Source organism: Serratia sp. T13T92 (genome assembly GCF_047530105.1).
Classification (GTDB): Bacteria; Pseudomonadota; Gammaproteobacteria; order Enterobacterales; family Enterobacteriaceae; genus Chania; species Chania fonticola.
Genome location: NZ_JBLJAK010000008.1, coordinates 90,351 through 104,568 on the forward strand (window position 1 = coordinate 90,351; position 14,218 = coordinate 104,568).

Genomic DNA, 14,218 nt, shown 5'->3' on the forward strand with positions numbered 1-14,218 from the left:
TATTTAACAATTAGTCATCTCCAAGAGCCAAATAGATATCCTGTAACTGACCGCCACGCTCCACGGTAAGATTCAGTTCACTGAGTTCTGAAAGCTGTTTCAATGCCTGTTGAGCCTGCTGTGCATCGCGCAGATCCAGGCCATTAAGCGCTATGGCAAGATCGTTTTCATGCAGCCCGACCTTGCGGAATAACTCCCCTTGTTTGCCCGGATTGAGTCGATAGCCGATGAGTTTGTCATCCACCATCACCGGTGAGATATTCAGGTAATTAAGAATGCTTTGCGGCTGCTTTTGCAACTGTGCCTTGAGCTGCGACGCTGAGGTTTTTTTGTCACTTTTAGCGGCCTCGGGTTGCTCGCTAAACAGCAACAACGATTCATAATTGCCCTGATAGGAGATCACGATACGATCGGCAAAAATTGACGCAATTCGGGCGTCATAACCAGGCACCTTCTCCCCCACGCCAAGGCTGAACTGTTTGCTATCTTTGGCGATAATGGCGATGGAACGCTCTGAACTGGGGCTGGCGACAATGCCGGTCAGGTTTAGCTTGAGAGAAGAAGGCGGTGCATTACGCAGGGTTTGCTCAGAGACCGAATGCTCAGTGGCGGAAGATGAGGGTGCCGAAGTACCAAAGAGGGTGAAGCGGTAACGTTCAGACTCACCTCCACCGCCGGTTGTTACTGGTGCGAAGTCTGCTTTGGATGAGCGTACGGGGGATATTTCAGGGGGCAGGAGCCCGTGCCAGGTGAGCAAGGCGAGTTGATTGCAAATCAACAGTGACAGCACGCATAAAGCCCATCGCGGCGTTAACAGCCTGACAGTAGCCTCTCTGCATACCGATAACAATACAGAAAATCGCATCTTGCCTTCCTTTGCCTGCTTCTCTGTTTACGCCAGCTAGAAGTTCACCGATATCAGTCAGTCGGTGGGCATATCGTTGGGGGCATTGTCGTTTGAGAATATGTAAGGTTATGACTGAAACCTTACAACTCAGTACCTCTGTCAGCCCTTACCTTTCTGAATACATCCTCTCAGAAGTGGTTACTTTATACATACTCCCCTCAATAATAAATCATTATTTTTACTTATCGAAATAATTTATCTTTCTGTTTTTATAGCTATTTATTTCTTAATCTCGCTAGCATAAAAGCAGTTTAACCTGTTTTATCTCCCTCCTCTAAACTTCGGTTCCTCCTGCCACCTACGCCCCTCCTCCTCCTAAAGCAGGAGGATGCTCCTCCTCAGCATGCAATATCTAATACCACTGCTTTACACATTGATACGATTTTTTACTTTCTATAATGTAAGCCTGATAGGGAATTTAGAATGCTGAAAAATACCTGTAATGCCCTACTTTTCGGCTCGCTTATCATATTGAGCGGCTGTGATAATAATAATTCTTCAGACGTTAGCCCCGATACCAACAACCAAGAGCCGATTGCACGCCTGCCTGACATAGCCATGCCAGGCGAAGCCGTCATGGCAGGTGAAAACCAGGCGGTAATTCATCTGGTCGATATTGCTGGTATCACCAGCGGCTCCGCCGCTGATTACAGCACCAAGAACCTGTTTTTGTGGAATAACGATACCTGTGATGCCCTGGATAATCCCTCTGGGGACTGGAATGACACCAGTACAACACCGACAGGCAACGACAGTTATGGCCCGTACTGGGTGTTACCACTGACCAAAACCACTGGGTGTATCAACTTCATTCTGCGTGATGGCACCAATAAGCTGATTGATACGGATATGCGTTTATCGTTCAGTGATTTTCCGGACAGGACCGTTTCTGCGCTTGCAGGCAGCAGTACGCTTTATGATACCCGTGCCGAAGCTTTCCGCGCGGCCTTCGGGGTTGCTCTGGCTGAAGCCCATTGGGTAGATAAACACACCCTGCTGTGGCCAGCCGGGGAAGGGAAACCTATCGTACGTCTGTACTATAACCACAGTGGCAAAGTGGCTGCTAACAGCGAAGGGAAATTTACCGATCGCTATATTTCTCTGACACCGACCAGCATCAGCCAGGAACTGGGTTCGCGCTTCCCTCACCTTGCGGATTATGCCGCCTTCAAGTTGCCGGATAATGCAAAAGTAGACGAACTGCTTAGCGGCGAGACCGTCGCCCTGGCCGCCAATCAGGACGGCATCCTTATCTCAGCAACCCAGGTACAGACCGCTGGCGTTCTCGATGATCGCTTCTCAGCCGCAGCGGAAGGCCTGGAGTATGGTGCTCAGCTGACCGATTCTGGAGTCACTTTCCGTGTCTGGGCACCAACGGCCCAGCAGGCAGAACTGGTGATCTACAGTGCGGATAAAAAAGTCATTGGTAGCCATCCGATGACCAGAGATAACGAGTCCGGTGCCTGGTCATATCAAGGAAGTCACGACCTTAAGGACGCTTTTTATCGTTACGCCCTGACCGTTTATCATCCGCAATCGCGCAAAGTGGAGCAGTATGAAGTCACCGACCCTTACTCCCATAGCCTCTCCACGAACTCCGAATACAGCCAGGTCGTGGATCTCAATGACAGCGCGTTGAAACCAGAAGGCTGGGACGGTCTGGCAATGCCACACCCACAGACCAGCCAGGCTGATATTGCCAAGATGGTCATCCATGAGTCGCATGTCCGTGATCTTTCCGCCTGGGATCAGACCGTTCCTGAACAGGTACGGGGTAAATATCTGGCGTTGACTGCCAGTGACAGCAATATGGTGCAGCATCTCAGGAAGCTTGGGCAAGCTGGCGTAACCCATATTGAATTGTTACCGGTGTTCGATCTGGCAACCGTCAATGAGTTCAGCGACAAAGTGGCGGATCTCACCCATCCATTCAGTCGGCTTTGTGAACTGAACAGCGCCGTTAAGCAAAGCCGTTTTGCTGGCTACTGTGGGAGTTCAACCACCATCGGTGATGTACAAGAAGAACTGAAACAGAATGACAGCCAGGACAACCCGCAGGTGCAGGAATTGAATGGCTATGTGGCACAGACTGACTCCTACAACTGGGGTTATGATCCGTTCCACTACACGGTGCCTGAAGGTTCTTACGCTACCAATCCCGAAGGCACTGCCCGCATCAAAGAGTTTCGTACCATGGTGCAGACCATCAAACAGCAACTGGGTATGAACATCATCATGGACGTGGTTTATAACCATACCAATGCGGCAGGCCCAACGGATCGTACCTCGGTGCTGGATAAAATCGTGCCCTGGTATTATCAACGTTTGAATGAAACTACGGGCAGTGTAGAGTCGGCCACCTGCTGTTCCGACTCGGCCCCCGAACACCGGATGTTTGCCAAACTGATTGAAGACTCTTTGCTGGTCTGGAGCAGAGACTACAAGATTGACGGATTCCGCTTTGACCTGATGGGCTATCATCCGAAAGCACAAATCCTGGCTGCCCGGGAGAAAGTAAAATCGGTGAACCCCAACGTTTATTTCTTTGGTGAAGGTTGGAATTCTGGTCAGGAAGATCGCTTCGAAATCGCTTCACAGATCACGTTAAAAGGCACCGGCATTGGCACCTTCTCCGATCGTCTGCGTGATGCTGTTCGCGGAGGCGGCCCATTTGACTCTGGTGATGCCTTACGTCAAAACCAGGGGCTGGGTAACGGCGCCGGAGTATTGGCTAACGAATTAACCCAGCAAAATGAGGATACCGTGCGCCATCTGGCCGATCTGACCCGTTTGGGCATGGCCGGCAACCTGGCTGAATTCCTGTTGATCGATAAAGACGGCTCCGTCAGGAAAGGCAGCGAAATTGACTATAACGGGGCGATTGGGGGCTATGCCAACGATCCGACCGAAGTGGTCAACTATGTTTCCAAACACGACAACCAAACCTTATGGGATATGATCAGTTACAAAGCCGCACGTGAAGCCGATCTCACCACTCGCGTACGCATGCAGGCGGTGTCACTGGCCACTACGATGTTGGGGCAAGGGCTGGCATTCGATCAACAAGGCTCAGAACTCTTGCGTTCCAAGTCATTTACCCGTGACTCATTTGATGCTGGGGACTGGTTTAACCGTGTGGATTACAGCTATCAAGACAACAACTTCAACGTTGGTATGCCACGCATCAGCGATGACGGTGACAACTATTCGCTGATCACCAGCGTAAAAGATGCTGTTGCCACACCAGGTCAAACAGAGATCGCGCAGATGACCTCGTTCTATCAGGAACTCACGCAATTGCGCCAATCTTCGCCTCTGATTGCCTTGGGTAGCGGCCATGAAGTGATGAAGCGTGTCGATTTCCGTAACACGGGCGCAGAACAGCAACTGGGCTTACTGGTGATGACCATTGATGACGGAGTTCAGGCCGGAAACGATCTTGATCCACAAGCCGATGCATTAGTCGTTATCATCAACGCAGCGCCAGAAGCCAGAACGCTTAATGACTTTACCGGTGAAAGCCTCACCCTGAGCGCAATCCAACAAAACCTGGGAGACCGCTCACTCGCCTCCGGTATCAATATTACCGCAGAGGGCAGCGTTACAGTACCAGCCTGGTCGGTGGCCTTGTTGGTCAAACAACAAGTCACTGCCCAAGGCACAGGTTTGCCTGTAAGCAGTAAATAAAACGGTTCGTTTCGGGTCACCATCAGGTGGCCCGAAACGAGAGGTTAAACCAACTGAGTCACATCAATCCCGAATATCAGTACAATGCTATTGACCCGAGTTTTCTGGCAGGATATACCCTTCATACCTTGGCGTTACCCAGCGTTGGCGACACGCCAATAAAAAACCTCTGGCTGTAGAAATCAGCGTTAATTAAAGGTTCAGGGATGTGGACAATAAATCGATAGTAGAGCCAGAAGTCAGCGTTCAGCCAGCCAAAGGGCTGTTTATTCCCCGCTATCTGCTGCCAGTGTATGCATTGTTGTTAATAGCGATAGGCTGGTTTTCCGGACAGCACTGGCGTAACAACGAAGCTTTCGCTGCCCCCGCATTGACTCAAGTTGTCCCCTCTGCCGTGGTAAAAACGGAGATGCCCAGGCATACGGTCACCAACGCTGATATAGAAACTGCGCATGATGAAAATAAACCGGCGCAGCAAGTGGGACCAGATAACAAAGTCCTCCCCTCCTTAGCCAGTGATGAATTAGCCCCTTTAAGATACAGCGCGCACGTTTACGCATCGGAAGATGACAAACGCAGCATCACGCTGAACGGTCAGCGTTATCAGGAAGGAGACAGCCCTGCCCCCAACCTTACGATTGAACAAATACAACAGGACGTGACTATCTTTAACTTCAATGGCGAGGTATTCACACTTGACGCATTAGAGGATTGGCCGGGCGGCAAGGTGGATAGCGAAAGCACCGCTGAAGAGTCAGAATAAACCTTACCACTAGCCCGTACACTTGACACTGGACACCAAGTTGGTGTCACTAACTGCTTCTTTCTGCACGCAGTTCGTCGGTAAAAGGTGCCAACAGGCTGTTAAAGCTGCTGCACTTGGTTTGTTCCGGCGTGTTGTCTCTCATCAGGCTTTGATAAATTTCCTCACTACGCTGCGGTAAAGCCCCGTAGCCAGCGTTATTCCAGCCTCGTTGCTTGGCGACTTTGTAGGCAACCTTGTCAATGACCGCATCGCTGGGTAAATCACTACGATTGCACTTATATTTCAAATACTTGGTACTGGCAATCACTGAAGCCAGCTGTTCTACCTGTTCATTAAGGGCGACCGGATCCTTTTGCTGAGAAGAACGTGGTTGCTGACAACCTGCCGTTACCAGCAAAAACAACACAGGGATAAGACGAAAAACCGGAGTTAACTGCATGATAATAATAATCTTATCTTGATTAAGTGGGTCTATTTTAACAAATCCCCCAGCACTGTCACTTGCTAGAGAGAAAAGTTTTCCTTATTGCGATCCCGCTTGCAGATTCATTTTCAGTGCTTTGCATTTTACCTCGTAGCCACACAAGTAGAGTACTTTGCGCCAGGATTAACGATATCTATGATTGAGCGGTTATTAATCCACGGCGTCAATAGCTGACACTGAGAAAATGGCTTCAGCCCCTTTTTATTCAAGGTACTACATCGCTACATGACAAGATTGAAGCCTAATGGCCACCCTTTTCTATCATAAAAGGATTGAAAGCTGAATCGATACATTAATCATGCAACAAACCTAACCCATTACTCAATGTAAATCACAATAAAAAGGCAATGAAACGATAAAAATTAAATTAATTTTGATTTACATCACAAACAAAAAATACACTCTTGCTTGGCTAGCGGTTTTATTGCAGTTTTAATCTATAAGATTCAGTAATGCATAAGGTTCTTCAGTTTTATTTACAACACAAGCTGAATCGTTTCAATTACAGAAGAAAGATAGCGGTAGATATAATTTTCATATAACAGAAGCTAAACACAATGAGCAGATGAATACATTGCTCTCCCTTGTCCATTTTTTAACAAAATTACTACAAGGAACGTTATGTCTTACGGTCATCCTATGAAAAAAAAACTTTCCCCTGGGTTAATCATCGCAGTCAGTGCCACACTGCTTTACGGTTGCGATAACTCAAGTAACAGTAATACCCCAAACGAAGATACGCATGTTCAATCCTCTTACCTGGAAAAGTATCGACCTCAATTACAATATACCGCAGCTAAAAACTGGCAAAACGATCCTAACGGATTAGTTTATTACGATGGGGAATATCATCTTTTTTATCAATACAACCCTAACGGTAATGGCTGGGGCGACATGTCCTGGGGCCATGCCATCAGCACCGATCTGGTACATTGGGAAGAGCTACCCGTGGCTTTAGCCGTTGAGAAAGATGCTGAGGGAAAGGCAACTCAGATGTTTTTCTCTGGCAGTGCTGTCGTCGATATCGATAACACCAGCGGCTTGGGTGAACCAGGCAAACCCGCCATGATAGCGATGTATACCAGCTATTATCCGGCAAGCATGACATTGGCAAACGGTAAAACCGTTGAGGAAGGCACTCAGGCGCAATCTCTCGCTTATAGCTTGGATAAAGGCCGCACTTGGCAGTTGTATGCTAATAATCCAGTATTGCCTTTGCCACCAACCGGCTATGAAGAACAATTCCGAGAGTTCCGCGATCCTAAAATGTTCTGGTTCGAACCGGAAAAAAAATGGGTAATGGTCGCGGTACTCGCCACCCAGCATAAAGCAGTCCTGTATTCGTCTAAAAATCTACGCGAATGGGAGTTTATGAGTGAATTCGGGCCAATAAATGCCACTGCTGGCGTGTGGGAATGCCCTGATTTATTCGAGCTCCCCGTCGATGGTGATCCCGCAAACAGGAAATGGGTGATGGTCATCAACCTTAATCCTGGTGGGCCGGTTGGCGGTTCGGGCTCGCAGTATTTTGTCGGTAATTTTAACGGTACCACCTTTGAGGCTGACGACAACAATGTCTTTGACAGTACGCCTCCAGAGGGCGCCGTTGTTGAGAACTTCGAAGGTGGCTATAACTCGCTGGGATGGACTGCAACGGGAGATCTGGCTGATAGCTATGTATCGCAAGGTAATAATCCAGGTCAGAATGGGGTAAGCCTGTATCAGGGTGAGAAGTTGCTAAATACCTTCGTCAATAGCGACGCGGCAATCGGCACCATAACGTCCCCCTCGTTTAAAATTACCGATAACTATATCAACCTTATGGTTGGCGGAGGCAACCATCCCCATGTTGCTGACAGTTCCCTGAAAACTGAATTGCCAACGGGTGATCTATTGTTCTCAGGTGCAGATTTTGAAGGTGATGAAAAAGTGACCTATAGTCAACTCGGATGGACAGCTGAAGGTGATTTTATCAATCAGCAGGTTGCCACTGGCACCATTGGCGACCAGCAGCAAGTCACCGGTTTCCTGGGTTCACATCTGGTAAACAGCTTTTTTGGCAAATTAATCAATAAAGAAGGTGGAGATTCGGCAATAGGGACATTGACCTCTCCCGCGTTTACCCTTGAAAAATCCTATATCAACTTCCTGATCGGCGGCGGCAATAATCCCTATGGCAAAAGTGGGACTACGGCGGTGGTGCTGTTGGTAAATGGAGAGGTCACACGGAGCGCCACCGGAAATGGCAGCGAAGCCCTGAACTGGGTCAATTGGGATGTCGCCGAATATCAAGGGCAGCAGGCCAGGATTGCCATTATTGATGACAACAGCGGCGGTTGGGGCCATATTCTGGCCGACCACTTTATTGCCTCGGATCTACCAGCCAAACCGATTTCATCCGAAACCACGGTAAATCTGCTGGTTAATGACAAAATCATCTATAGCGCGACCGGCTCAAATTCTGAAGCCCTTGACTGGCGTTCTTGGAACGTCGCATCACTCAAAGGGGAGAATGCTCAAATCCAAGTTATTGATAATAATACCGGTGGTTGGGGGCACATACTGGTTGACCAAATCCTCTTATCTGATCAACCGAAACAAACCGCCAACTGGGCAGATTTTGGTTCCGATTTCTATGCTGCCGTTTCCTGGAACGGCGTTCCCGATGGTAAACGTTATTGGATCGGTTGGATGAGCAATTGGGATTATGCCGGTAGTGTACCCACCACCTCTTGGCGCGGTGGACAGACCTTGGTCAGAGAGTTGGAGTTGCAAACGGTGGGGGACCACATCAAACTCACCCAGGCCCCGGTTGAAAGCATGACCAGCCTGCGTGGTAAACCGCTCTACCAGTTAAAAGAAGAGACGGTACTCTCGGCAGGAGACACTCTGTTGGCAGATGCAGGTGTGCAAGGACAAGTGTATGAAATAGAGGCTCAATTGAAGCCGGAGCATGCTGCAGAAGTCGGTTTCAAGATCCGTAAAGGTGCACAGGGTGAAGAAACCCTCATCGGTTATGATGCAGTGGCAGGAGAACTCTATCTGGATCGGACAAAATCGGGTGAAAGCACATTCTTTTCAGGCTTTGCTGCCAAACACCGCGCCCCGCTGCCACTTTCAGATGACGGCATACTGAAATTACGCATTATTGTTGATACATCATCAGTCACCGTTTTTTCCGGTAAAGGTGAAGTAGTTCTGACCGATCTGATATTTCCAGATCCTTCCAGCACCGGCATTGAAGTTTACAGCCAAGGCAACTCAGCGACGATTGCTGCGATGACCATATGGCCGCTGAAATCAATTTGGGCCGAAAAGTAGCCCTGCCCCCCCCCCCGAGCTTCCAGGAAGCTCGGGGCATTAATAATGTTGCAAAAAAACAGTCCATCAAGAAGAAGCGTAACTCAAAGAAAATCAGTTATATCTCCCTAATTTAAATAATATTCAAATTAGCTATATAGGCTTCAATTTTCTGATGTCCTTGTCTATCTGACGATATCACCCCCCCTCATTTTAATTTATGGATATATCGTTTAAAAATGATATTTTCATCCTGTTACATATGTAGTAATGAAAACCATCACATCTACTTGCTATTTATTATGTTCAAGCATTACTATCTCACCGCTTTATTCTCACCACGGGGGCCTTATGGACGATGGAAGTTTTAGTTTTAGCTTAGTACTACTGGATAAATTTCAGTAATGTAGTTCATACTACATTCTGAAATAAACAGAATGTAGACAATCAATCAACGGCTTATCAGCTACGTCCTGGCACTGCCTATGTGCCTTGGCATCTGATAACACCGGCTTGTCATGCCTGTTCCTGTAGTATTCATCGTTCATCATCAGCGTAACAATCAGCAAATTAATTTATCTCAAGCTATATATGTTCGTTTAAAACGGAGGCGCTCGGCTTTATTAAGCTGACGTTTCCGCCGGTTTTTTGAGAAATTTATGGGATTGGCATTATGCAAAAAAGCAGAAGTACATCTATTTCTAGAAAGTACTATCTAAATGACCTTATTGTTTTTGCAATAGGACTATTGGCCATCGTCTTTCTTATCCGTGCCTGGGGGGACATGCACGGCTCGTTTGATGAACACAGCGTGGACGCCATTAGTCTGGATACCTGGAATCTTTTCTATTACTCACTAAGAACGACAATGCGGTTTGCCATCGGCATGATTTGGTCATTGTTATTCTCCATTGTCTTTGCCGTCTTAGCGGCGCGCTACGTGCCGTTACGCAGGGTGATATTACCTTTCGTCAACTTTATGGAGTCAGTGCCCTTGGTGGGTTTTTTAACCTTCACCACGGTGTATTTTCTTGGCCTGTACCCACACAGCGTGATGGGGCTGGAGTGTACCGCTATCTTTGCGGTATTTACCGGCCAGGCATGGAATATGATGTTAACGTTGTACCAGACGCTGCGCATCGTTCCAAGTGAACTGGATGAAGCCGCGCGCAGCTTCAACTACAATCCATGGCAACGTTTCTGGCGGTTAGAGTTTATCTATTCCGTACCCGGATTATTGTGGAATGCCATGGTGTCACAATCGGCTGCATGGTTCGCTCTGGTGGCGTCGGAGGCTATCCCGGTCAACGATAAATCGGTGGCATTGCCTGGTGTCGGTTCCTATATTGCCGAAGCGCTGGCGCAGCAAAACCTCCACGCGATTCTGTTTGCCGTGATCACATTGGCGGCTAATATTATCTTGCTCGACCAATTGGTTTTCCGCCCGTTGGTTCGCTATACCTCCCGTTTCAAATATGAAGATGTTAGCGCCAATAAAACTGAAGGCAGCTCATGGTTTTATAACTGCCTGAGCTATTCCCATCTAGGGTCAATGTTGTCAGCGGCCCTACGTATGCTGGCTGATTTATGGCTGTTTAAGCTGCCACAGATCTGGTACGGCCTTGGCTTGCATAAGCTGTTTCGCATCACCGCAAAAGCCAACTGGCTGTGGCGCAGCACTTGGTATCTCGCGGTGGTCATGGCCTGTGCCTGGTTCGGTTATCAACTATGGGAGTATTTCCCAAAGCAATACTTCGCCATGATGCCTGAATGGATGCTGCTGACCACTGCGCGTGTAGTGGCTGCAATGGTGCTCAGTATCGTGATTTTCACCCCACTCGGCGTCTGGATAGGTATGAATCCGCGCCTGGTGAAATTCTTCCAACCGATCATTCAAATTCTGGCTGCTATCCCGCCGAATATTTTCTATCCTCTGATCGCCGCTTTTATCGCTGTTTATCATCAGGATCTTGGTTGGTGGGCGATTCCAATGATCATGCTCGGCACACAGTGGTATGTGTTGTTTAACGTCATTGCCGGCGTCACGGCAATCCCATCACATATCACCGAAGTCAGCGAAACCTTCGGTTTACGGAGTTTCAAATGGTGGCGTTACTATATGCTGCCCGCGATTTTCCCCTACATCGTTACCGGCATTATTTCTGCAGCAGGCGGTGCCTGGAATAGCGCCATTGCAGCAGAAGTCATTCAATGGGGAACCACCACGATCAGTACTACCGGGTTGGGCGCTTTTATTTCAGTCGTGACCGATGCCGGTAAAAACCCGGAATCCGCCCTGGGCTGTGCTGCCATGTGCTCACTGGTGGCGTTATGCGTAATCTTTATCTGGCAGCCGCTGTATCGCGTAGCAGAAACCAAATTCAAATATGATTAATGCAGGGAAATTAAATGACTATTCAAGAAGTGGTGCTCAGCGCCAAGCAGGTTAACAAAGCCTTCATTGGAGAAAACAAGCTCCCCAAGGAAGTGCTGCGCGACGTGGATCTGAATGTTCACAAGGGTGAATTCGTTACGATCCTTGGGCAGTCAGGTTCAGGAAAATCAACCTTGATGCGCATATTTGCCGGCCTGATTTTCCCTGATACCGGCAAGGTATCGCTGGCAGGAAAACCTATCGAAGGACCCGATGCCGATATCAGCATGGTATTCCAGTCTTATGCTCTTTATCCGTGGCTCACGGTGTATGACAACATCGCGTTTGGCCTGATCGCACAAGACTTGCCACCGCAATTGATCGACAAAAAGTTGAAAGCATTACTCACGCTGGTTGGCCTGAATGGATATGAGAAAGCCTGGCCCCGTCAACTTTCCGGTGGTATGCGCCAGCGCGTAGGTTTTGCCCGCGCATTAGCCGTGGAGCCCAAAGTTTTGCTGTTGGATGAACCCTTTTCTTCTCTTGATATCTTCACCGCGCAGAAACTGCGGATGGATTTAATGAATATCTGGACGAACAAAAAAAGTAATACCAGTGCCATCGTCATGGTGAGCCATGACATAGAAGAAGCGGTCATGATGTCCGACCGAGTCGTCATTATGGATGCCAATAAACGGCAAATCACCGATGAGATCGCTATCGACAGGCCAAGAGAATCACGAGGCAGACAGAATATGGCAGCCATTATTGATGAAACCAGCGATCGTTTGTATAAGAGAATTGCGATATCACAAAAAGCATCATAAATTTCAACGTATTTATTAACATCAGGTTATTGAAATGAAAAATAAAATACACTTAGCTGTATTAGGGTTACTATTGCCAGTAGCCAGCACCACGTTGGCTGCAGAAATCGTAACTAAAGACGGCAACAAATTGGATTTATATGGGCAGATTAATGGTGTTCATTATTTCAGTAATAATGCTGGCAGCAGCGGCGATCAATCCTACACTCGCTTTGGCTTTAAAGGCGAAACACAAATTAATGATGACATCATTGGATACGGCCAATGGGAATATCAGATTGGGCTGAACGGAGCGGAAAGCGGCGAGCAAAGTGGTAACTACACGCGGTTGGGTTTTGCCGGGATGAAATTCGGCCCGTTTGGAAGCATCAGCTATGGGCGCAACTACGGTTTACTCTATGATGTGGGAAGCTGGACCGATGTATTACCCGAGTTTGGTAATGACAGTTATGAAGCTGCCGATAACTTTATGACCAGTCGGGGCAACGGTATGTTGACCTATCATAATCAGGGTTTGGGGGGGATTATTGATGGCCTGAATATTGGCATGCAATATCAGGGAAAGAATCGGGGGGACGACGCTCATCACACGCAAGACCTACGGACACAAAACGGCGACGGATATTCCTTCTCCACGACCTACGACATTGGTTGGGGACTGAGCGCAGGCGGTGCCTACGCCAATTCGGATCGTACACAGGCACAGCGTAGTTTTGGTATGGCCAATGGCGATCGTGCCAGAGCCTGGACTCTGGGCCTGAAGTACGATCGGGATAACCTCTATCTGGCAGCAAACTATACCCGCACTCAGAACATGACCTACGTGGATGGTGGCAACTACACCGGCTTTGCACCAAAGGCCGATGCCGTCGAAGCCGTGGCACAGTATCACTTTGACTCTGGCATCACTCCTTCTCTTGCCTATTTGCAATCGCGTGGCAGCGATATGCCTGGCATCGGTGATACCGATCTGGTCAAGTATATAGATATGGCGCTGGGTTATAGTTTCAATGCCAATATGTCGACCTATGTAGAGTACAAACTGAACCTGCTGGATAAACATAATGCAGCCGGTTTAAGTGCTGATGATATCGTCGAGACGGGGATTATGTACCAGTTCTGAGAGGCTAAGCGCTGAACCCCATGCCTGATGAGGTTTGACCTCATTGGGCTTTTTATCGTTTTGAACGGGTAAAAGGTAGCAAGCAAGACATATGAATGAAAGTTAAAAACAGTGAATACAATCATGTTGGCCGTTTCTTTCCCCATTCCACATTGCCAATAGACTTTTCCCTCTGAAATTAGATTGTTTATCATAGCGAAACCAAAGATAACAATCACCACATTGCCTGAATTACCCTCATTTAACGATTTAGCTTCACTTCCATTGCTCCGGGATTTATAGCCAACCACTCATTGAAACCACAACCTCGTTGACGCTATGTTTAGTTTAAACAACCCTTGCGATAGTTATTAATATTAAATTACATTTTGCAGTTCTAAAACACCACTCAGTTATTGAGCTTCCTGGCCCTTGTGGGTACTATGAGACTCCGATTTAATACAGGATAAAATTATGGACACCGACGGTTCGTTATTCATTGGTTTGTTGAGCCTGCTGGAGGCTTAGGCGCAATAGTCATTTACTGCGTCCTGAAAAGTATCCGTATGTGACGTCATCACGTCACAACTGCACTTTTTTATTACTTCCTTCAGCGCCTTATACTAGGCGATCCCTAGCTGACAGCATCTCTCAATAGCCAGAATTCAACTTACTAATCAGACCAATAAGGCCGCTGGCATTCTCCCGTGTGAATTTTCACGTCTGGATGTTCCTGTGCAAAACTCAGCGGCATATCCTATTCGCCTATTT

8 protein-coding genes are annotated in these 14,218 nt (G+C 47.9%); 6 read left to right on the top strand and 2 right to left on the bottom strand.

Annotated elements, in window-relative coordinates; genetic code table 11:
* Positions 1-10: 10 nt before the first annotated feature.
* On the bottom strand, positions 11-865 hold the full coding sequence (gspC, locus tag ACMV5I_RS11135; RefSeq protein WP_141132595.1) for a type II secretion system protein GspC: 855 nt from the start codon (positions 863-865) through the stop codon (positions 11-13).
* Between the two features lie 465 nt (positions 866-1,330).
* Between gspC and pulA the strand changes: the two genes are divergently transcribed.
* A complete protein-coding gene (gene pulA, locus ACMV5I_RS11140) occupies positions 1,331-4,594 on the top strand; it encodes a pullulanase-type alpha-1,6-glucosidase (protein ID WP_414824364.1) in 3,264 nt (1,087 codons plus the stop codon).
* Positions 4,595-4,802: 208 nt separating this feature from the next.
* Positions 4,803-5,357 (top strand): type II secretion system assembly factor GspB, encoded by a 555-nt coding sequence (gene gspB / locus ACMV5I_RS11145; protein WP_414824365.1) that lies wholly within the window; start codon positions 4,803-4,805, stop codon positions 5,355-5,357.
* Positions 5,358-5,406: 49 nt separating this feature from the next.
* Here the strand turns inward: gspB and gspS are convergent, their stop codons facing one another.
* Complete coding sequence (gspS, locus tag ACMV5I_RS11150; protein ID WP_414824366.1) at positions 5,407-5,799, bottom strand: type II secretion system pilot lipoprotein GspS; 393 nt, start codon at positions 5,797-5,799, stop codon at positions 5,407-5,409.
* 666 nt (positions 5,800-6,465) lie between these two features.
* On the opposite strand from gspS, the gene ACMV5I_RS11155 reads away from it, so the two are divergent.
* The 4 genes from ACMV5I_RS11155 to ACMV5I_RS11170 all read left to right on the top strand — a co-directional run bounded on the left by ACMV5I_RS11155 (position 6,466) and on the right by ACMV5I_RS11170 (position 13,468).
* On the top strand, positions 6,466-9,165 hold the full coding sequence (locus tag ACMV5I_RS11155; protein ID WP_414824367.1) for a GH32 C-terminal domain-containing protein: 2,700 nt from the start codon (positions 6,466-6,468) through the stop codon (positions 9,163-9,165).
* A gap of 763 nt (positions 9,166-9,928) precedes the next feature.
* Positions 9,929-11,539 (top strand): ABC transporter permease subunit, encoded by a 1,611-nt coding sequence (locus tag ACMV5I_RS11160; protein WP_414824368.1) that lies wholly within the window; start codon positions 9,929-9,931, stop codon positions 11,537-11,539.
* 14 nt (positions 11,540-11,553) lie between these two features.
* On the top strand, positions 11,554-12,345 hold the full coding sequence (locus ACMV5I_RS11165; RefSeq protein ID WP_414824369.1) for an ABC transporter ATP-binding protein: 792 nt from the start codon (positions 11,554-11,556) through the stop codon (positions 12,343-12,345).
* 34 nt (positions 12,346-12,379) lie between these two features.
* The gene (locus ACMV5I_RS11170; protein ID WP_414824370.1) at positions 12,380-13,468 is read left to right on the top strand and encodes a porin; all 1,089 of its coding nucleotides are present in this window, start codon (positions 12,380-12,382) and stop codon (positions 13,466-13,468) included.
* Positions 13,469-14,218 lie beyond the last annotated feature (750 nt).

Excerpts from the sequence above, each read along its gene's own strand:
- ACMV5I_RS11165 (WP_414824369.1), top strand. The coding sequence starts at position 11,554 with ATGACTATTCAAGAAGTGGTGCTCAGCGCCAAGCAGGTTAACAAAGCC.
- pulA (WP_414824364.1), top strand. The coding sequence starts at position 1,331 with ATGCTGAAAAATACCTGTAATGCCCTACTTTTCGGCTCGCTTATCATA.
- ACMV5I_RS11155 (WP_414824367.1), top strand. The coding sequence starts at position 6,466 with ATGTCTTACGGTCATCCTATGAAAAAAAAACTTTCCCCTGGGTTAATC.
- ACMV5I_RS11160 (WP_414824368.1), top strand. The coding sequence starts at position 9,929 with ATGCACGGCTCGTTTGATGAACACAGCGTGGACGCCATTAGTCTGGAT.
- gspS (WP_414824366.1), bottom strand. The coding sequence starts at position 5,799 with ATGCAGTTAACTCCGGTTTTTCGTCTTATCCCTGTGTTGTTTTTGCTG.
- gspC (WP_141132595.1), bottom strand. The coding sequence starts at position 865 with ATGCGATTTTCTGTATTGTTATCGGTATGCAGAGAGGCTACTGTCAGG.
- ACMV5I_RS11170 (WP_414824370.1), top strand. The coding sequence starts at position 12,380 with ATGAAAAATAAAATACACTTAGCTGTATTAGGGTTACTATTGCCAGTA.